Annotated in this window: 13 protein-coding genes and 1 pseudogene; 8 read left to right on the top strand and 6 right to left on the bottom strand. The window is 50.5% G+C overall.

The genetic code is table 11. The features are described 5' to 3' along the window. The 7 genes from MKK58_RS03290 (at position 1) to MKK58_RS03255 (ending at position 12,700) form a co-directional block, all read left to right on the top strand. The gene (locus MKK58_RS03290) at positions 1 to 285 is read left to right on the top strand and encodes a hypothetical protein (protein WP_243910740.1); all 285 of its coding nucleotides are present in this window, start codon (positions 1 to 3) and stop codon (positions 283 to 285) included. Positions 286 to 1,052: 767 nt separating this feature from the next. Next, complete coding sequence (locus MKK58_RS03285; protein WP_243910739.1) at positions 1,053 to 4,250, top strand: glycosyltransferase; 3,198 nt, start codon at positions 1,053 to 1,055, stop codon at positions 4,248 to 4,250. Positions 4,251 to 4,254: 4 nt separating this feature from the next. Then, positions 4,255 to 7,146, top strand: a complete 2,892-nt coding sequence (locus MKK58_RS03280) for a glycosyltransferase (RefSeq protein ID WP_243910738.1) — start codon at positions 4,255 to 4,257, stop codon at positions 7,144 to 7,146. 978 nt (positions 7,147 to 8,124) lie between these two features. Then, complete coding sequence (gene gmd, locus MKK58_RS03270; protein ID WP_243910737.1) at positions 8,125 to 9,108, top strand: GDP-mannose 4,6-dehydratase; 984 nt, start codon at positions 8,125 to 8,127, stop codon at positions 9,106 to 9,108. A 96-nt stretch (positions 9,109 to 9,204) separates the two neighbouring features. Continuing rightward, positions 9,205 to 10,182 carry a GDP-mannose 4,6-dehydratase gene (locus MKK58_RS03265; protein ID WP_313899265.1) on the top strand — a complete coding sequence of 326 codons (978 nt, stop codon included), beginning with the start codon at positions 9,205 to 9,207 and terminating at the stop codon, positions 10,180 to 10,182. Positions 10,183 to 10,211: 29 nt separating this feature from the next. Further along, on the top strand, positions 10,212 to 10,688 hold the full coding sequence (locus MKK58_RS03260) for a hypothetical protein (RefSeq protein ID WP_243910735.1): 477 nt from the start codon (positions 10,212 to 10,214) through the stop codon (positions 10,686 to 10,688). After that, on the top strand, positions 10,685 to 12,700 hold the full coding sequence (locus MKK58_RS03255; RefSeq protein ID WP_243910734.1) for a glycosyltransferase: 2,016 nt from the start codon (positions 10,685 to 10,687) through the stop codon (positions 12,698 to 12,700). The genes MKK58_RS03260 and MKK58_RS03255 overlap by 4 nt, the downstream gene beginning before the upstream one ends. A 322-nt stretch (positions 12,701 to 13,022) precedes the next feature. On the opposite strand, the gene MKK58_RS03250 is transcribed toward MKK58_RS03255, so the two are convergent. The 4 genes from MKK58_RS03250 to MKK58_RS03235 form a co-directional block, all read right to left on the bottom strand. Then, positions 13,023 to 14,183: a glycosyltransferase gene (locus MKK58_RS03250; protein WP_243910733.1), complete on the bottom strand. Its 1,161-nt coding sequence runs from the start codon at positions 14,181 to 14,183 to the stop codon at positions 13,023 to 13,025. Between the two features lie 13 nt (positions 14,184 to 14,196). Next, entirely contained in the window at positions 14,197 to 15,975 is a 1,779-nt protein-coding gene (locus MKK58_RS03245) for a DUF4214 domain-containing protein (RefSeq protein WP_243910732.1), read from the bottom strand. Between the two features lie 844 nt (positions 15,976 to 16,819). Further along, positions 16,820 to 17,908: a GSCFA domain-containing protein gene (locus MKK58_RS03240; RefSeq protein WP_243910731.1), complete on the bottom strand. Its 1,089-nt coding sequence runs from the start codon at positions 17,906 to 17,908 to the stop codon at positions 16,820 to 16,822. 94 nt (positions 17,909 to 18,002) lie between these two features. Next, the gene (locus tag MKK58_RS03235) at positions 18,003 to 18,743 is read right to left on the bottom strand and encodes a hypothetical protein (RefSeq protein ID WP_243910730.1); all 741 of its coding nucleotides are present in this window, start codon (positions 18,741 to 18,743) and stop codon (positions 18,003 to 18,005) included. Positions 18,744 to 19,481: 738 nt separating this feature from the next. On the opposite strand from MKK58_RS03235, the gene MKK58_RS03230 reads away from it, so the two are divergent. Continuing rightward, on the top strand, positions 19,482 to 20,426 hold the full coding sequence (locus MKK58_RS03230; protein WP_243910729.1) for a glycosyltransferase family 10 domain-containing protein: 945 nt from the start codon (positions 19,482 to 19,484) through the stop codon (positions 20,424 to 20,426). Positions 20,427 to 20,877: 451 nt separating this feature from the next. Here MKK58_RS03230 and MKK58_RS03225 read toward each other — a convergent pair whose 3' ends face one another. Further along, positions 20,878 to 21,036, bottom strand: a complete 159-nt coding sequence (locus tag MKK58_RS03225) for a hypothetical protein (RefSeq protein ID WP_243910728.1) — start codon at positions 21,034 to 21,036, stop codon at positions 20,878 to 20,880. A 301-nt stretch (positions 21,037 to 21,337) separates the two neighbouring features. Further along, positions 21,338 to 21,894 (bottom strand): annotated as a pseudogene (locus tag MKK58_RS27085) (hypothetical protein); the annotation flags it as partial.

The following is a 21,894-nucleotide window of genomic DNA, read 5'->3' as shown; positions in this document are numbered from 1 at the left end:
ATGGCGGATGTGATCAACGGCGATTTTCGCAACGGCCGCGAGGCCCTGGCCGGCCTGGAGCACGTGTTCGGGGATGTCGCCGGCCTGCGCGTGGGCTTGCGCCGCATCGAGGCGCCCCATGGCGACGAGTTGCAGGTCACGGTGAGCGCGGACGCTTTGTCCGTTCCCCGCCAGGTCGCCGTCGTCCTCGCGAACGCGGCGGGGGAGGACGAGGCGGACCGGATCGGCAAGGCGGTCCTCGAAGCCCTCCAGCTCGCCGAGGGCCTGCGCCGCGGAACGGTCTGATACGAACGCGCGCTGTTCGTGACCGATAGGCCCAGTCGCGCAGTCCGATAGACACGACTGTTCAGTGTTGGTCGGTGAGCCTGTTCTGGTGCACGGCTCGGAGCCTGTTTGAGCCTCTCATCCCGGGCGGGACGTTGCTGGCCCTGGCGATGCGACCCGCGCGCCCGCGCTGCAGGCCGCCCCTGTGGCTGAGCCCGCCGAAGGTCCGCTCGGCCAATCGGCGCCGCTACAGCACGACGAAGCCGTTATGATCCAGCGAGGTCTCGACGATGCGGTGAAACCATTGCTGGCAGCATTCGGCCGTGAAGACGCCGTCTCGCCATCGTCGAGGGCCGGCAGCGTGTCACGCTCCCGCGCATTGGCCGGCACGACAGCCAGCGCCAAGACGAATCCTCGGCATCGACCAGCGTCTTGAAGCTCGCGTCACCGCGTGGCTGGCGGCTTTGACTGAGCGGATCAGCCAGGACCGGAGGAGTTGGATATGAAGCGAGGTCGGAGGTCGGGCGCGTGGCAGGTAGTGCCGATTCCTGGATCTGGTCTTCTGGCTACCCATGGCCGCTACCATGAAGTAGCCTCTGGACTGGCTCGGACCGAAATACCGGTCAACTCGACATCTTCAACGAGGGATTCCGCCTCAAAAAGTGACACGACTATGAAATAACGCCTCGATGGCACGACCCAACATCCTGACAGAGTCGGGTGACGCAATCCTTGCCGAAGCCCCGGAGCTAGGCTAAAGAGCTTGAAATAAAACTTAGCGGGTCAAAATGAGCAAGTCTCTTGTAATCGTAACACCCTCACCGTCACACCCAACAACTGCAGGAAATCGTGCTCGAGTCTTGGAAATAGGGCGCCGTTTCCGAGAGAAGGGGTATACTATAGTATTTATATGCCTCAATTTAGAAAATTGTTCTGCGTCATCAATTGAAGAAATGCGTTCGTACTGGGATTATTTCCAGCTTGTCAATGCGCCAAGTGAACCGCTGGACTATGCAGAAATTGACGATGGCAAGCTGATCACGAAGGATATGATCGACGCTGTTTCAGAAGCCTGCGCCAAATTCAAGCCGTCGGTCGTACTGGTGAATTATGTATGGATGTCGGCCGTTTTCGAGGCTGTGCCTACAGGTACGGTGAAGGTCATCGATGCACATGATCGCTTCGCGGAACGTCACAGTCTCCTCAAGCTTGGTGGAATTGACCCGACATGGGTCAATATATCCCTTCGCCAGGAAGGGATTGGAGCAGAGCGTGCGGACATATTATTGGCTATTACTGAAAAAGAGCAAGTCTATTTTAGAGCTCTTACGGGTCGTAGAGTCGACTTTATACCACATGTCGGTGATAAAAATTTTTGCTTTACTCCTCAATCCAAGACTGTTTTTGTTTTTCTTGGATCGGCAAACTCACTGAACGAAGAAAGTGTAAACTTTATCCGCAGGATTGCACCTGAATTTGCTGGCTCAGCGTCCTTTGTCGTTGTCGGGTCAAGTAGTCAATATGTTAGAAACACAGATCTGAATGTAGAGACGATTTCTTATATCAACGATATTTCCAAATTGGCCCAACAGGGTTTCGTTTTCATAAATCCGGTCTTTATCGGGACGGGAACGAAGATCAAGTCGATTGACGCGATCCGTCATGGAATGCCGATCATTTCGGGTAAAGCCGGATTCGAGGGCATCCGCTCGGATTGCAAATTCCACAAATTAACAGACGAAGAGTCATTCGTTGCTGCCCTATGGCAAGTTGCTAGGGGCGACGTCGATATAGAGGAGCTTGCAAGCAAATCATGTCGATCATTTGAGGATCTCGAGCGCACATCAACGCAATCATTGGACACTTTCTTTAGAGATATTGAAAATAATCATCAACCTATATTTGCCAGCGGAATAGATAAATCACAAATCAAACCTGTCGACATAAGTTCTATTAATATATTTGACGATATAAATAATATATTTAATCCGCTCGAAAGCAGAGATAAATTTGTAAAATTAGCGCTGATTTCGCTCGAAGCTGGTCTGTTCAAGGAAGCCTTACCGTACCTCCATTCATCCTTAACAATCGATCCGCTATCGGCATCTTTTCAAGCTTTTTACGCATACGCGTGCATCTTAAGTGGTAATGTAAAAGAAGCTACAAAATCCTACTCAGCTTATGAATGGTTGTCCTCGCGCAAAATAGAAGACTACGTACCGCCCCCATCGATCCACTACAATATGTTGTCCGTGATCAATGAGGGCACCAGCAATCATTCCGATCTCGTACAAAGCATATTTTCTGCCGTAAGGCCTTATTTTTACAATAAAAATCCACGTTTGACGAGCAAAAATGATCATCGGCTTGTCAAAAGCAATCATATTTATAAACAAGGAGAATTATATTCAAACAGATTTGTCGTAATTCCACGAGATCGAACTCAAAACGCTTCGGCCGCCGACGTATTTTCCGCGAGCGTAATTTTCCCGAATGCATCAGAACTCAGTGACGCGACGATCATTAGATTTGATTTATCTCAAATACCGGAAGTATCGGATTGTCTGATAAGTTTTGATGGAATCGATATTCAAGTCAGGTCAATAGGAAATCAAAAATATCAAGTAAAAGTATTCGATCTCGTCCAACTTACAAGGGGACGAAGGATTTCGGTTGACCTGAAGGTTCTTTTCAGGAGCGGCCATGTGAGCATGGTCGGCGTGGAAAAATCGATCAAGGTGTCATTGCATCAAGATCTATCCAATGAATGGCTTACGAATTTGCTTGGTCCACAGGCAAGCCCATACTTTGTTGGCGATCTAATACCAGGTACATATTCAACTGACTACGGTCATCATCAACTTGAACAAGTTGGCGATGGATTTTATTGGTGGGCAAAACAGAAGTTCCAGATTACTATCGACAAAAAACGCCTCTCAGGATATCGAAACTTTCTAGAAATCGACCTATATAATATATTGTTATTAGATGAGAAGTCGTTAATTTCCTCGATCGAAGCTGATATTAGCACGCTATATTGGCAAGTCATCGAGTTGGATCGTCAAATAGGGCGGGCACGTCTTTTCGTCGAGATCGATGTACCACAAGAGCATACCAATCTTATCAGGGTTTGCGTAAATACGAATGTACCTGAACGTCCAGCTGCTCCCAATGATGCAAGAGAGGTATCTGTCTATGTGACCAAGATGCGACTTTGGGGGGCAGATTTGCAAGATCATGGGGAACGCAATTTATTGAACTTTGTCAGACGGCCTTTCGATAGAAAGGCTCACCTGCCAGATATTTTCAGATTAGATCTGGCACCTTTGAATTTGCCGAATGAAGAAATTGTACTTCACATTCAAGACACATCAATAGAAAATTCGTCACCTTCGAAGGCAGACATTGCCTTAAGATTGGATAACAATCTTATGTCTCCTATTGATGATCGGGGTCCTGGTCTAATATTTTCTGGAATTGAATCCCAGAATCTAAAGCTGCCTCATACGATAAGTTTGTATTTGTCTCACTATGCTCGTCGTAGGCACCTGACGCTAACGGCCGCTTCACTGAAGCGATCGACCAGAAGTCCTGAACGGGTTCGATTTAGCGCTGCACAGGAAGAATATTGGCTCGGATTTTATGATCTGGAGTTAATTTCAGGAACAGATGCGAGATGGATGTCACGAAATGCGAGTATCCGGTTTCCTGGTTACCTAAGAGGGACACTTAAATTAATCATATTCCCGCATAGCGTTCCTATCGATGGCAACGTCAAATTCAAGCTTGATGAAAAGCTGGTCGTTCCGATAATTCGAGGTATCGAAAATAATAGAACTGAGCTAAATTTTGAGATAAAAAATAGTTTTCGAGGGGATCGGCGGCTAGAAATATCTTCGTCCTTGGTACGTGAAGTCCCACCAAATGAGCCCCGTGAGCTCACATTGCTCATGGAATCCTTCTCGATCGAACTTTATAGTGAATGAATCAATGAAGCGTTTGTTCATTGCCGATCCCGGCTTTATGTCACCGCGCGGACATAACGCCGACCTGTCGAACAACCTTTGTCATGGTGCGCTCGAACTGGGGATCGAGTGTCATATCCTGACGCATCGGCTTTTCCGGGAATCCAACTACGGTCTACCGACCATTCCAGCTTTTACGTTTTCACCGTACGACCCTCCTCGGTGGCTGAGACGCTCCGCGAGTCCTGCCATGGGACCAACAATATCCACTCTGAGCAGGGATTTGATTTCGATTTCGCCGCGATTCAGCAACAGCACGGTGGTGTTTTTTCATTCTGCTAGTCTGAGTATGCTGAACGACATCATTGATTATCTGCTCGCAGAGCCGGAGGAAGAGACACCGTGCTTTCTCGTGAGAGTTATGTATGCGGCAGATCCGAGCGGGTTCCCTTACCCTGCATGGTATATCGATCAGTTGTACAAGAAACTCCGGAACTCAGGGTTTGTCGGGCGAAAGATAATTCTCTGCTCGGAGACCCGGGCAATGGAGTCGTACCTTTCCGGATGGCTCGGTCTACCTGTTACGCAGCTCCATCATGCCACGGCCTTTGCGACGCAGACAGGACCAGCAAGAAAAGCGTCGGCTAAAAACGAACCGTTTAAAGTGACTTTCTTAGGTGAAGCAAGACGTGAGAAAGGTTACGATTTACTTCCCCAGATCCTTAAAGGACTGAATAATCTAAGTGCTTTTACAGCTGTGGAGCTGAATGTTCAATGTGCCACCAACGCCATAGATCCAGCCGAAAAAAGCTTTGTAAGTTCAGTCAACAGTGAAATAGATACAATTGGTGGATCGACTAAAGTCGTATATCACAAATCGCACCTCTCGCCAGAAAAGTACAGAGATCTTATAGAATACTCCGACTTTATAGTGCTGCTACACGATCCAGCATCATATGGACTGCGTGGGTCAGCAGTTTTTAATGATGCCGTGCTGTCAGCGAAGCCTTTCCTTGTTCGTCGCGGAACTTCCATGGAACAAGAAGCCGATCTGCCAGGCATGGTGACGTGGGACGATAAGAAACCGGTTTCCGAGCAATTTATTTTTGCTTTTCAAAATCAAGATCAATTGAAATCAGAATCATATAGAGCTTCGTTGCAGTGGTCTCGCTCATGTAAACCGACTGAGGTTATATCAAAAATTCTTCAGCTATATGATCTGCGCGATCGATCGCCTGTTCCAAAAACAGTCCTTCACGTTTTCCCGAATTGGTTCGGCCAAGGTGGATCACACGTCTTCCGGGCCCACACGGATTATCTTGTCAGCCGGGGATTTCGGGTGATCGATATCGTCGTCGGCACATCCGAGTCTTCGAATGAGGCTGAAGTAGATTTTTACAAGAAATTATTTAATGGTACCTCCGATCACAGCACGTTTTTCACTTTCCATCTTCAAAGAGAGCTTTCGATCGGTTTGAATGAGCAATCGAGTCACGTCGCTGAAGGACATAATGTCCCATCCTTTGCCCAAGAGGCGCGGTGGTTGCTGGACTCGAATGTTCCCAATTTGCTGGCAAGGATTATCGCGAACGCATCTGTTTGCTTTAGTCTGATCAACTATGCGTTCAATATGCCATTCGCTAGCTTAACGAATGGCAGCAAGGTCATTCTTGATTCACTCGACGTGCGATCGCATCAGTATGATATCGAATCTGGTGTAAAGCAGAGCGGAAACAATGAGTTGGATACAGAACTCGCTTGGATGAAGCGTGCGGACGGCATAATTTTCATCAACGAAGCGGAAAAAGTTCTATTCGAACAAGAAAATCCGTCGTCTCGCAATAATATAACGACATTTCCTGTTTGTTCTTATCAAAAGAAAGAAACTTACCATAGCAACATGAGTAGGCTTAAGTTGGAGAATTTTCATTCCGTGCCCGCTGAAAAGCGCGAACGGCTCAGTCAATTCATGGACGATAACGGTTCGGTTCCCAGGATCGTTTTTGTGGGAGGGTCTTCTCACCTCTCGAACTTAATCTCCTTAGACTGGTTCATACGCGAAGTTTTAGTCAGGCATTTTTCTGAGAATGCTTTTGAATTTATCGTCTTTGGCTCGATTGGCGAGTCCTATCCCGAAGGGATTCCAGGCGTCGAATTTTTCGGCCGCATCCCGCATCTGCTGCCGATATTGCAGCATGCTTCTGCTGTAATCTTGCCTATCGTCGAGGGGACCGGTCTTCCGATTAAAAGTTTAGACGCAGTACTGGCTCATTCTGCTGTTGTTGCGACTCGTAAAGCTTTTGCTGGAATGCCGAGAGCTGCCGATTTTTTGAATCTTGCTGACAGCGACGTCGAATTCGCTACAGAACTCAGACGCGTCATTGAAGACTCTCAATATCGCGAAATGGTGAGAAGCAAGGTACAATTGCTTGCGGAAAACTTGCTTGATATCCAGCAGTACCATAGCGATCTTGATAAGATCATCAGTCAAGCAGGGATTGAAATAGATCAGGTCGGATTCGATCGGGAATATGCTTTTGACTCAGATGAACTTGGTTTGAAGTTCTTGTCGAGTGAGACGCTGCACCACGGACTTGTCTCTTCGGTAAATGTGGAAGGTGATGTCGTCAGCATCAGATTACGGAAATCTATCGAAGAGGATTTTCGTCTATATAGAGTAACGATCAATGATCGACTGAAAGCGCCTTTCGAGGCATCAATCAGTATTGGCAATGATCAGTTTTCTCGAGTTCTCATCGGTTCGAACGGCGTAAATCTATTTGTTCCCGGTGATTGTGATCAAGAGCCAGATATTGACATCTGTGTGACAGGCGATCACTCGCCTCATATGGGGAATAGGATCATCATCGATGTAACGGTTATTGAAAAGCAACTGGAGCATGAGTTCGGATTGTAAAACAAGCCGCTCACCTTCGGCGTCCGACGTCGTTCTCTCGGGGCCGATCGATGTTTTCGAGCGTAACGAGCGGGTTGAGGGCGCCGGCGCAACGACCTCGTGGTCGGCGAGCGGCGGTGCGCTTGGGGGGCGGCATCGCGACCTCGATCGGGTAGCCGCGCTCACGAGACGACCGGGACGATGGCGGTTCGCCCGTAAGGCCGTGCGCCCTGTGTTCCGTCGGCCAACATGGCCCGCCGGCGCGGACGAGCTCCCCACGGCGAGCCCCACGACCCTGGTGGCGGCCCTGTGCCCGTCGTGCTCGACAGGCCGATCAACCGCGCGGCCTTCGGGACTTACGTCGAGCGCGTTCTGATGCCCGGACTCATTCCCGGTGACATCGTCGGCATGGACAGCCTCGGCAGCCAGAAGGGGCCGCGATCGAGGCGTGGGGCTCCTGTTCCTCCTGCCCGACAGGCCGGACTTCACCCCCATCGGGATGGCCTTCTCCAAACGCGAGGCATGGCTGCGCAGGGGCGCCGACTGCTTCGCTGCCGCAGGATATGAGTCGGATCGAACTGGAGCGGCTTGGCGGCGATGGCGGACAGGATGATGGGCGGCTTACCGTTTCAGGCGGCGCCATGCGGCCCGTATAGTCGACGTCGGTCCGATCGCGTTTGCGACAGATCCCTCGACCGAGGATCGGACGTCATGGTCTCCACATGCCCCCGAGAGACGTCCTGGACAATCGCAACCAGCCCCGGTCGTTACCGTCAGGATTAGACGAACTGTCCGAGTTGGCATAGGCGCGTGCCGCCTTGGCGCCATCCTCGAAACTGTCGACGCCTGAACCCTGCCATCATGGAGCAGAGTGGTTACTTTTTGAATTCTGCATGGATTGACTTAACGCGCCTGTCGCGTCACAAGGTGCGACAATAGCGAATATATGAATTTAGCCTCATCCCTATCAAATAGACATTGACGCTTTCGGAGCTATATATGAGCAGCAAGCGCGCACTTATCACTGGCATCACAGGACAAGATGGCGCCTATCTTGCTCAGTTGCTACTGAACAAGGGGTACGAAGTCGCAGGTGTCGTACGCCGATCAAGCCATGCCGGTGTTTTCGATCACCGCCTCAAGTGGCTCGGCATTGCCGATCAAGTAACACTGTTTGATGGAAATTTGATCGATCTGTCAAGTCTTGCCCGCATTGTTCAAGATGTGCAGCCCGACGAGATCTACAACCTCGCGGCTCAATCCTTCGTGACGGCGTCGTGGCAGCAGCCTATCCTGACCGGACAGGTCACAGGCATTGGAGCGGTCAATCTTCTCGAATGCATGCGCACCTTGCGTCCCGATGCGCGCTACTATCAGGCGTCGTCGTCCGAGATGTTCGGCCTGATTCAGGAGCAGGTGCAGAGCGAGACGACGCCCTTCTATCCGCGTTCTCCCTACGGCGTGGCCAAGCTCTACGCCCATTGGATGACCATCAACTATCGTGAGAGCTTCGGGCTGCACGCATCGAACGGGATCCTGTTCAATCACGAGAGCCCGCTCCGTGGGGTCGAGTTCGTCACCCGGAAAGTCACAGACGGCGTGGCCCGGATCAAACTCGGTCTCGCCAAGGAGCTGAGGCTCGGCAACATCGATGCCAAGCGTGACTGGGGTCATGCGAAGGACTATGTCCGCGCCATGTGGATGATGCTCCAGCAGGACGTGCCGGACGACTACGTCATTGCGACGGGCCGCACCGTGACCGTGCGCGACATGTGCGAGATCGCCTTCAAGCATGTCGGCCTGTCGTCCGGCGACCATCTGATCATCGACGAGAAGCTGTTCCGTCCGGCCGAGGTCGAGGTGCTGCTCGGCAACCCGGCGAAGGCCGAGGCGTCGTTCGGCTGGAAGACGGAGATCAGCCTGGAATCTCTGATCCAGGAGATGGTCGACGCGGACCTCGCGCGGCTCAAGAGCCGGGCCTAGCGCCCGCTCCACAGCTGTCAGCGCACGGCGAGCGGTGGCTTCGACCCTCGCCGAGGCAGTGTTCTCCCCTGATCAGAGAAGGTTGTCTCACTCGCCGTGCCTCGCATTCTCATCACGGGAGCTGGTGGCTTTGTCGGGCGTCATGCCATGGCCGCCTTCACGCAGAGCCTCGGCCCGGGCGATGCGCTGGCCGGTATCGGCAGTTCCCTGTCGCCGGCTTCTCAGGCCCAGGTTGCCTTGTGCCGCATCAATCTCCTTGACGGTTCGGCCACCGCGAACTTCATCGCCGATTTCCGCCCCACGCACATTCTCCACCTCGCCGCGCTGTCATCCGTTCAGCAATCGATCGGATCTGCCGTCGAGACCTGGCGATCCAACGTCCTCGGGCTCCTGAACCTCGCCGAAGCCGTGGCGGCGCATGCGAAGGACGCGACGTTTCTGTTCGTCAGCTCGGGAGAGGTCTACGGCCGGGCCTTTCTCTGTGGCGTGCCCGTCGACGAGACCACGCGGCCGTGGCCCACCAACACCTATTCCCGCACGAAGCTCGTCGGCGAGGACTTGCTCGTCGATACACTCGCGTCGGCAGACGTCAAACTGGTGACGCTCCGGCCCTTCAACCACATCGGCCCCGGCCAGGACGAGCGCTTCGTCGTTCCATCCTTCGCCGGTCAGGTCGCGCGCATCGAGGCGGGCCTCAGTCCCCCCGTCGTGGAGGTCGGAGACCTGTCGGCCAAGCGCGACTTCCTCGACGTCTCCGATGTGGTTGCGGCCTACGTCGCTCTGGTGCAGGCGTCGGACGGCCTCCCGGATCGATCGACCTTCAATATCGCCTCCGGCCTCGCGAGGCCCATCTCCGACATCCTCGATTACCTGACGTCGAAGGCGCGGGTTCCCTTCCAGGTCCGGATCGCCGGGGACCGCCTGCGGCCGTCCGAGATCCCCACCGCGAGCGGGGATGCGTCGGCCCTGACCGCGGCGATCGGCTGGCGGCCAAAAGTCTCTTGGGACGACTCGATCACCAGCGTGCTCGACGACGCCAGATCCAGAATTTTGGCCATAACGGAACAGGGCTAGCCATGGTACCTCCCCCCCAAGATCCCGAGATGCAACCCGGCTCGGCCGAGAATGACCCGGCTCATGCCCCCTTGTCCGATGCGGAGTTTCCTGGTTGGGGCACGGAGAAGCCGGGAGACATCGAGGGGCAAGTCGACCTGATCGACGGAGAGCGCGTCGCCGGCTGGGCCTATGACGCCGCTTCGCCCGGACGCCGGCTGCTCATCCAGGTCTCTTCAGGAAGCATGGTCGAAGTTACGGTCGCCAATATCGAGCGGCAAGACCTCATCGATGCGGGCAAGGGCGACGGCCGCCATGGCTTCGAGGTGAGGTTCAACACGACGTCGAACCTGAGCGACGTCGTGCATATCAAAGTGGTGGCGACAGGACTCGACCTAGCCGGTTCTCCGGCTCAGGTGGACATGATCGGGCTCATCACGCATGCGAGCCAGGAAAAGGTTCTGGAATGCCTGAAATCTGAAGCCCTGATCGCCTTTCTCGCGCTCAAAGGAATCAAGAAGCAATGAGCGGGAACGTCAAAGCGTACCGGACGCGCGCGCAATTACAAAAGCTTTTCGATGCCGCAAATCCGGATATCGATCCGGAAGGTCTAGTAAACCGATATCTGGAGTTCGAGTTCTATCGGTTCAAGCAGGATCTTTCGTTTGCGATCAACGGAAATCTGACAGAACGTCTCAAGGTTCTGCATTGGTATCTTGCCGGGTACGGTCCGCACCGAAATTTACCGCTGCCGCTTTCGAAACAGCAGATCGACTTCCTCAATGCACCTGTTCCGATCATCGGTCTCGGGCTCGACGTCAGCATAGCGGCTTTCAGCTTCATCACCAACGAGCTAGGTTTAAATCGTAATCTTCAAGACGACAGCGTCCTGCGCGAGAGTCTATACTGGTGGTGCATCCAGCGGGCGCCGAAGATCGCGCCCCATGGAGAATTGGTTACGCCCCCACAGATCAGGGCCCTGACCTACACCGATCATCGCGACATCGGTCGTAAGTTTCCACTGAACTACTTTGCGCGTCGAACCTGGGAACTGGACGATTCCCTTCGACAACTCAATCTTGAGGCTGCCCTGGACCGGGCGGTACTCGTCTGCATCCTGATGCTGCGTTGTGTCGACACGCCGTTCTATGCGCAATTCCTGCCCCGAGCCTCTGTGGCGGAACTGCTGTCGGCTCGCCCGGGCGAAAGGAGCAACTTTGAGCAGATCTTGGCAAAAGCCATCGGGGATCGCGAGGCTCTCGAGCTTCGCCTCCGCCTCGAGGCCCATCTGAAGACCTCCGGCTTTTCCTTCGTGAGTTCCACCCGCAGCACGAACAGTGCCCATGCGGGAAACATCGCTTTGAGCCTCCATCGTGATCCTCAGATCGCGCGAGGTCTCGAGCAGGGCATCGCGATCATCGGTCCGACCCGCGCCACCTCCGGATTGGGGCAGGCGACACGCCTCTCCGTGGACGTCCTGAAGCATATCGAACGGGACCCCGTGGTCTATGATTTCGGGCTCGACAACCCGGCACCGATCGGCTTCACCACATCGAACAAGACGAAAGCTCTGCGTGTTCCGCGTCAGATCAATCTGATCCACCTGAACGCCGAGTCGATCCCCCTCGCTTTTGCCTTCATCGATCACGAGGTGCATCGCAGATCCTATAATATCGGGTACTTTTTCTGGGAACTCGACGAGATACCGAAGTGTCATCGTCTTGCTCTTGATATGCTCGATGAGATCTGGGTGTCGTCCGAGTACAATCGTGAGATCTATTCGCGGTTCGCAAAGATCCCCGTGCACAACGTCGGCATGGCCGTCGAGCCTTTGCCCGAGGCGGCGCCGTTGTCGCGCCAGCAGCTGGGGATCGCGGAGGACGCCTTCGTCTTCCTATCGACCTTCGACTCGTTCTCCTTCGTCGAGCGCAAGAACCCCCTGGGCGTCCTGGCGGCGTTCCAGGCGGCCTTCCCGCTCGGATCGAGCGAGAACGTCGCGCTGATCCTCAAGACGCAGAACCGGACGCGGGTCGGCGATCCGCATCAGGTCCGGATCTGGCAGACGATCGACGACGTGCTCGCGCGCGACCCGCGGATCCGCGTCATCGACCAGACCCTGAGCTACCGTGACCTGCTCGGCTTCAAGCGTGCGTGCGATTGCTACGTCTCGCTTCACCGCTCCGAGGGTTGGGGTTTCGGCATGATCGAGGCCATGCAGTTGAACCTGCCGGTTGTGACCACCGGCTATTCCGGGAACATGGACTTCTGTTCGGCCCAGACCGCGTTCCTCGTGGAGTACGAACTGGTCGCACCCATGCCTCACGAGTACATCTTCGTCGAACGTGGGAGCCGCTGGGCGGACCCGTCCACGGCCTCGGCAGCCTCCGCGCTGCGGGAGGTTTATTCAAACCCCCAGGGGGCGAAGGCGCGCGCGGACGCGGCGTTCCGAAACGTCCAGGATGCCTTCAGCATCGCGGCCATCGGCAGGCGGTACCAGGCGCGCCTGACCGAGATCCAAACGATCATCGACGCGGCGTAAGCCTTCGGTGGAGAGGCCATGTCATACGAGCCCTCTCCATCGGTTTGTCGGGTTACGATGTGATCCTCCGCCGATTTCACGGACCGGTGTTCAACTCGCGTTCCGTTCGGCGTGCCCGGGGGTGATGGAGCGGCTGCCGCGATCCGGCCCCTCGAGTTCGCGCCGCAGGCGGACGATTCCGGCTGCTCGGTCGGGAGGGAGAAGCACCGCGCACGCAGGTGCGGCTTCCGGTGACCCTGCTGCCTGCGGCGTGAAAGCTTTCCATCAGCGCCGTGGTCATTGCCTCGGCCTGGAGGGATGAGACAATGGCCGTCAAATGACATTATTCAACAAATACGTCTGTATCGACATCGCTTTGGATAATTCTGAGCGATGAAAAAATACTCCTGAATTCGATATTACTTTCATTTTGAGAGTCTATGAGTCCGGAATTTAACAACGAAATCAATGCGTCGGACAAATCCACATTTCGGAATTTGTGTGCCTGTATCAAACCCGAACTCTTCATTGCGGAACGCGTTTTTTCATCATTCAATCGATGAATAGCGATTTCGATTTCTTTGTTGCTAAGATCCGATAGATAATATGCAGCGTCTCCGCAAATTTCGGAGATATATCTAGCGTCGGAAGATATGATTGGGCACCCACAAGCCATAGCTTCAATAATAGAAATAGCATAATCTTCGGATGGGGCATGGCAAAGCAGTGCAAACGCACCCCTATAATAATCGCCAAGCTCCTTATTTGAACAAGTAACAAATTTGATATTTGTATCCGTCTCAAAAAGTCCTTTTGCTTCGACGATTTGCTGCAAGCCTGAATTACAACAAATGATGTCAAAATCAAAATTCTTCAAGTGCGAAATTACCTCAAAGAATTTTTTATAGAAAATTGGAGATTTTTGATTGATGATCAGTTCGTTTATTAAGATATAGCTTTTTTCGGTCTTATTATTTGAAAATAGATGCAAACCATTGCTGTTGTTGCAGTAGAAATCATCGATGTCAGGTCTATAATATGAATATGTGACCTTGGACGCATCGATTGCCGGATAAGAATTTAGTAGATCATCTTTTGTACCTTTAGATATGCAGATATATCGCTGAGCACAAGTAATGGCTACAGTCTTTTCCATCCAGATACGGTAATCCGAATCAAATTGAAATATTTCAGACGATATATCATACAAATTCAGGACTGACGGCGTTGTCAACGGAGATGTATAATAAGTTGAAACAAACATATCTGCTTCATACAGGTCGCATATTTTTTGTATCAAAATCGAGTCATTTGCTGTCATCGTGTGCGTATAAGACGGGAAAGGTATCACAAAGACATTATCTAGTTTCGGTAAATTACCTCGGTCAAGCGCGATAATCTTTAAATCCTTTTTATACTGAAGGTCATGAAGCAGTGATTGCCAGAGACGTACAATGGCTCCATGTCCCAACTGGAAGGCAATCCCGTCGACAACCAAAATCATTCGCAATTCCTGTTCATTTTAACTTCGTCGAAAGCTTAGATATAACATTTTGTGCGTAATTATATCTTTGATCAGCCCGTGAATATCCATCTAATTCAAAACCAGAAATTCTCGAAAGGATTTTGATAAAATCTTCTATCGGCATTGTCTGATATTCAGATGTAATAAGCTTATTCATTCTTTTGCTTATCACATTTGCTTCTTTGACGCCAACGGTATCTGGACTGGTAGAAAGCCCGAGAGGATTTACGTAATAAGCGACGTGAGGATCATTGATCTTATAGAACGTCTTACCAGCGTTGAGGCATCTGATCCAGAAATCATAATCTCCCGCGGACTTGAACGACGCATCGAACATTCCGATGTCAAAATGGATATTGCGTCGCCACATAGGCGCATTATGAGGTGAATTGAATGACATGATGTTGTTTTTCGATATGATCGGAAGATGACTCTTGATTCCAATCCTAGCAATTGTCCTGAAATCTATATTAGGCTCAAAAGTATAGTAGAAATCCTGATATACAACGTCTACGAACGGGATATTATCAAGTATCGACGCTTGGATTTGAAATGACTTTGAATGTCTTTGGTCATCCAAGTTTGCATTTGTGATATAAGGTGCAGTCGCGATATCGATCCCTATATTCCAAGCCTCATAAATACCAATTCGTGATTTCAATCTGTTATATTTGATGTTTTTATGCTTCTCTATTATGTGATGGAAACTATCGTACTCTCCTTGAGGTGAGCACGCGTCGATAATGATGATCTCGCATTCTTCGAATATGGTCTGACTTAACATATTGTTCAAAAAGCTTTCCATGTATGGTAAGCCATTATACATACTTACTATCACGCTGACGCGAGGATTTATATTTGCTTTGAGTGGGAGACAATTATAATTGGGCTCGAATTTTTGTTCTAAATCATTTGATTTGCGAGAATTCCAATCAGAAAGATTTGATGTCCTCCTTGATCCAAGGATTGTGACTTCGTTTGGGTTGTTGTAGGGAGCTTTGGTAGCTTCAATATTGTATTTCTCGAGGAAACAATTTTTAACAATCTGGTCTCTTGAGATTTCATGTGCTCTGATTTTCTGTTCTAGAATAGACAGTTCCAAGCTACTTATTCCGCGACCCAGTATTATCTCATAAACATTCTGTATGAAAACACCATCGGATAGAAAATCCAGAAGCGAATTTGTTTGCTGATTTATTTTAACCTCATCGGAATGAACGAGCTCTGAAATGACATCGGCGATAGACATACCATTATCAATAGCTTTAGCCCAAGCACTTACTTCGTCAATTTTTGGAGTTCTTTTAAGAATGCCGACATACAAATTCTTTATTGCTTGCGACATATCTTCATGAACAGAAGAGGACTCACCGCAAGTAATAAAATTGGTATTGTCTTTGCTTTTCGCAAATATTACAGCTTCCGAGCTTCGAGAAATCGCGTCATATAGGCTTGTAAATTTATCACCGTTCCCTTCCGAATCGAGCCAAGATTCAAGTTCTTGTTCGCTTGGACATCTTCCAAGTTTTGCTTCGTAAAGCAATGTGATAAAGTCGCGAGGACCGAAACTTGTCCTATGGACAGGACTATTGCGGACATTGTCGGCTTCGATACTGTAAAAAATAGACGTAAATAGCTCATAGAAATCTCCCCCCTGATCTAGAAACGCAACATGCGGTTCAATCTCGTTTTGATCGGGAACTCGAAAAAGGATAGATTTATATAATTCAGATACGATTTGATACCTATTGGTTTTGTTATCGATACTCATAGGCAAATCCTTCCCTGAAATACTGTGATTTATATTTGCCAAGATTATTATATTTTAGGGAGGTATGCAAATTGAGGGCATTTCTGCAGAAAGAATGTCCGAACACATCAGGGAATGGCCCAGGCTCGTGGACAGCAAATCTTCCGCGGGGCGAGAGGGGGCATGAAGGGTTTGGCCTCGTGCGAGGCTGTCATGAGTACCGATGCCATCTAACTTTCGTAGTGCCCTTCGTGCGTTCCCCCCAAGGAGCTTACGATGTCCCAGAGATCCACCCTATTGATCCAAAACCCGTAGTCAGATCGTCCAACTGGTCTGCGCTGAAGCGACCATACAGGCTTCGCCGGAGAATTCGAGCCTTTGCCTAAGCAGCCCGGAGCAGGATTGCTCACGTAGATCGGGCCGAAAACGTTCGCTCTTGCACTGACCCGACCGGAGGGGTTGTGTCCGCTGCGATGACGCCCGGCCGTCACAGCTCTGGGATCGGTGCTGACCGATCCCACCCTCTCAAGCACAGCCTGTCCATTCGGATCGTCCTGCCTTGGGCCGAGCGCCTGAACGTGCAGAAAGTGGCTCGGCAAAGCGCTGCGGCCAGCGCCAGACCGCGGGCCGGCGGACACCGACTTTCGGTCTGCCATCAAACGCCGCAGCGCCCGACTCTTCCTCTGGACCAAACCCGCCGCCGCGATCCTCGACGCCCTCAACCGTACCCCTGAATCATCCGTCTGAGTCAGCGCCCTCGCTTCGCAACCAGGGGAATCCATGGTGCAAGGTCACTGGTGCAAGCGGAGTCGTTTTTCAACAATCATTTGTACATAGATACATATCGACATAAAAACTCTTGTTATTATGGTTTTGAGTCAAAATTGGAGTCGTTATTGAGTTCCTCACAAACAATATTCATCTGAAGAGAGGCCTCCGCGATTTCGTCTTGGGCCTTGATGGCATCGCTCCCAAATGGTACTTCTTGTAGGGGTAAGTCGATTGAGTCTAAACCATAGCTGTGACTAAACGTGGACATAACAACTGCCACGCCTTCATCAGTAACTCCTCGGCTGTCGGATGTAAAATAAGCTCCACGCGCTGAAGGATTATTTATGATTTCAAAAGAAGGAAAATAATCGACTCGGTTATATTTTAAACAGATTTCCTGCGCGGCAACGCGAAGCACAGATTTCGAGTAAGTATTGGCGACAAGAACATGCTCGCCGGTAGCAGTTGCAACCAGGGCCACTGGTGAAACCGTCAGAATAATGCGACACTCCGGATTTATATCTCTTAGTCGGTCAATGAAATCTTTAAGATCTTCGATAACCTCTATTACGCTAAAGTTGATAAAGGCATGCTCGTCTTCGTTAAACTGGCCGGCCATAGTACCAGGGCAAGACGGGAAACATGCTCCATCTTTTCGTGAGATCCATCCCTCAGTTAGTCCCAAAGTAAAAACGAATACGTTAAGATCTTCAAACATCTTTCGAACGGATCGAAAATGCTGTTCTTGATCTCGTAAAAGCTCTTCTTCGCTTGTAAATCCCTCTGGAATTCCCGGTCGGTAAGGGTCAGTATAAAGACCAGCAGGACTAACCCAGATATTTTCGGCAGGCTTAAAATTACCATAAGCCCTCAACAATAACTGTTTTAACTGCCGAGCAGTATAAATGTTTCCAAATCGTGCAGGATAGACGTTGTAAAGATAACTATCAGCTTGGTCTGCCACTAATTGGTGTGGCCTTTCAGTTCTAAATGGCTGAATACCGATTGTCGAAAGATATCGAGAGACGTGCTGTGCGAAACAACTCCCAGCAGTAGCGACACGATCTGATGGGGCAATTTTAAACGAACTTCTTGAGATATCATCCTTCGGACCAAGTCTACGTCCTGAGACGGCGCGCGACCAAAAACTACGGTCCGGTGCCTTCTTGAATGGATGAGACAATTGACTACTCCTTTTTCTAATCTATAGAGATTCTACATCACCGATTTCAGCAATGTTTATGTAACAAGTTAGAATAGTAATTTTCAAAGAATTACTATAAAACACTATCAAGATGGGATAGTAATTGGTGTCCATACCATGCATTGGCATGCATCACATCGCCGTCGTATGCAGACGGGTGTAGAAATCCTCTCTCGTCAAGAACTGATGAAGGCAACGAGATAAATCTGACTCCATGTTTTTCGCATGCTTCTTGGATCAACTGAGAATGTATGCGCCAGAGCTTGTAACGAACAAGAGGATCTGCGATACCCTCGTTCATAAGCCCTGCAGCCCAGCTAGGGTGTGCCCGAATATATTCATTGTCTCCGATTGGAGGCGGAGTTTCTAAATAAATAACCGGCACGTTAATTTCTTGTTTAATAAGTGGGATACCAAGCAAGATATGCCGGATTACATTTTTAATTTTGCTTTTTAATTCTAAATACGGAATCATTGTTAGACTAGGCAACTGATCAATTGTCTTATCGAATGGTAGAATGACGTCGAATGCCTGCGCCGCACTAATTCCGTAAGGAAGATAATCGCTTCCAGATATCTGAATGACCAAGATACCCTCATTTACGTTATTACGAAGCCATTGCGCGATTTCTGTATTTAACCAATATGTCTCGAAATTTCCATCAATTGGTTCTACAATCCAGCCATCAGAACGGAAATCAAATCCACTCTTAATCCGGTATTGTAAGCGAAGGTTTTTCTGATCAACTAACTGCAATGCTGCAGAAATAGCTGCTATGTGACTGTGCCCCCATATTGTAATCATCTTACTCATGGTTTCGCCTATAGTGAGGATGTGTGCGCTGCTATACGTACTACAACTACTGTAGTATACTCATATAAAATTGATTTAGTCAATAGATAAATATCAAATCATAGAGATTTGCCAGATATTTTTGACCGTGACCGTGATGTCACAAATAGATAAACAGATCGTCTTTCGAAATTTATATACTTATAACGGTCATGAAATGCATCTAAATTTCTAGGGTGGTTCTAAAATAGTCTACAAAGGAAACGATCTCGAGACAATTTAAGGTCGATCTATTTTGCATTCAGTGCTGACCGCAGAGATCAATTTCATCGTAGAATACATCGATCACCCTCTCGTTCTACGATTCGACTCGGCAGGATAATATAAAAGCAACCACACTACGCTGACCAACAGCTCAAATTCGACGAGGAATTTCCGATCTCCTACTGCTCGCAATGACATATATAACGACATATATTAGCGCCGATTTTTTACGTTGGAACTCGCTTGGCGGTGACTATGATGAATAGCAGGCGTTCGAATTTCATTCGCTTGGGCCGAGCAAACCAAACTTAAGAGGTGGTCTTGACATTGGGAGGCTGGCTGGCAAGAGGTGCCTTGCTTATCCAGAGGTCGGCCAAAAGCCATTCAATTTTCGTATTCTAACGCGAAATTTTTGGCTGCAGCCTGCGCTCAGGGCGGCTATCTCAACGGTCCACCGTTGCAGGCGACATACCTGGCTTGCGTATGGAGAAACAGATGACAACGCCTGCCCAACGCACGAAGGTTGCATTCAAGTATTTTTTTCCAAACTTTAGTTCTTCTTATTTCTTCCAGCTGTTTCCATTTCTTTCTGAAATGGTCGAGGTAACATCTGAATCCGATGCTGAGCTTGTTGTGTTCAGTGTCTGGCATGATATTCCAGGAGTAGGTCCAAGTTCGGAAGATTATGCTGTTGGTCGATTTCATGTAATGCCGCCCATAGAGCGATTGCCAGGTAAAGCCTATTTGTTTTGGAGCGGCGAAAACGTTTTACCGGATATGGCATTATGTGATTACGCGATCACTCATTCGTATTGCTCGCACTCTAATCACCTTAGATTACCCTACTGGGTCGCTGCTTTACGAGGTAATGGATTGACGGGAGATGACCTTGCAAGATCGCAGGACAATTTAGTGCCGCCGATTGCTGACCGGCGAGATTGCAACTTTCTGTACTCTCATCAAGTGCCGCATCGTGAAAAGTTTGCATTGGAAATGATGGAGTATTTTGAGGTTGTTTGTCCAGGAATCAGTTTACACAATACATCCGACAGCGTTCCCGCAGGATTTCAAGGGAAAGCAAAATTTCTATCAGGATTCAACTTTACAATAGCATTTGAAAATTCCAAGGACGACGGATACACCACCGAAAAATTAATCGAGCCCTTGCTTTCTACAAGTATTCCGTTGTATTGGGGAAATGAACGTGTATTAGAAGATATTAATAGTGAGTGTTTTATTCAGGTTGATAAATTCTCTGGGGTACAAGAATTATCTGAATACATGCGGTTTCTCTTGTCAAATGAGGAAGATTATCAGAGAATTGCCATGGCTCCTAGGTTTCCAAATAGCGAAATCCCAGAAATAGCTACATTGATCTATGCTCAGAAATTCTTTCAGCGATTATTAAATGGAATATCATCAAATCCTAATCTATTATAGGAAAACTATATTTGTATCATATTATTTTGCCCAGAGTTTGCAGAACCCATAATTCGTAAAATTCTGCTTGGGATACTTCTTAGTATCTCTTCAGGCTAATTTTCTGGATTTATATAGATCCTGGATCATAAGATGGACGAAAGTCCAATAAAAGGAAGGCGGAGGTCTTTCACCTCTGGTATTTTCATTTCCTGGCGAGGTGCTGGCAGCAGTTGGGCAGGACGGTGAAGCCCTTTGATGGGGCCATCGGATCGCCTGACGATCTCCACTCGGATCCATCTGCAGGCGCGGCACAGTCCGGCTTGAAGTCTGGTTCTTGGTATCCGGCGTCGTGTAAAGCTTGCGCAGGAAGGGGTACAGCCCGAACTGGGTAGCGATCACGAAGACTTGGCCGTCTCTGTCCAGCACGCCGGTCCCATGTACCAAGGCGTGCATCTCTTTTTTGTCCGTATCATAACCGGGAAGATCGATCGAGCGCCATCTCTTCCACGCCCTTGACACTCTGACTGTCGATGATTCCTGCGCTCAGGTTCACCTCCGCATCCGTCAGGTCGCTCTCGTGCCGCAGTACGTTCCGGTCGTAGCCACCACGGTTCGCTGTCGTCCACATCAGCAAAGGCTCTGATAAGACTCCGCTTAAATCATAAGTCAGTCATATCAATCGATATGTTCCTAGTGCTCTGACTCAGACGGATGGTTCAGGAGCTCGGCTGAGGGCGTCGAAGATTGCAGAGGCGGGTTTAGTCCAGCTGACGGGCCTTGGGCTACGGTTGTGCCCGGCCATGTAGCGATTGATGGCGACCTGCCCGTCGACCCCGCCCGCGAAGGTGGGTCTCGCACCTCCCGCCCGCCCTCCCGATCCAGTCCTTCCTGGCGGAACTCCCCCATCCGGCGCCACCTGACCCGAAGCACTACCTCCTCGCCCTCATCCGCCCCCACCGGGTCACCGACCCGCCCACCCCGTGGTGCTGTCCATCGACGAGAAGAGCCAGATCCAGGCCCTGGAGCGCACCCGCCCCGACCATCCCCTCGGTCCAGGCCACCGAGCCGCTCAGACCCACGACTATACTCGGCACGACACCTCGACCGTGTTCGCGGCCCTCAACGCACTGGACTGCAACGTGCTCGGCCGCTTCATGCAACCTACTCCCCACGGCGCGTTCATCCGTCTCGTCCACCCCGTCCAGACCCCCGTACCTGCCGCTAAGCCCGTCCACGTCCTCCTGGACAACTATGGCAGTCACAAACACCCGCGAGTCCGCGCCTGGCTTGCCCGCCATCCGCGCGGACGAGACCGGCATCGCCAACGTCATCGTCTGGCGCGACGTGTTCGAGGCCAACCGCTCCGCCAGCAAGTGCACGACGGACCCGGAGCGCTGCACCCGGCCCCGCACCGCGAGGAAGCGGGCGCCCATGGCTGTCGCGCGGTTGGCCTCGAGGTAAGGTAGCCACGATGAAGACCTTGGCG

This window comes from Methylobacterium sp. J-078 (genome assembly GCF_022829285.1).
In the GTDB taxonomy this organism is placed as follows: domain Bacteria; phylum Pseudomonadota; class Alphaproteobacteria; order Rhizobiales; family Beijerinckiaceae; genus Methylobacterium.
Note: the sequence above shows the minus strand (reverse complement) of the source record. Positions and strands in the feature narration are given on the sequence as shown.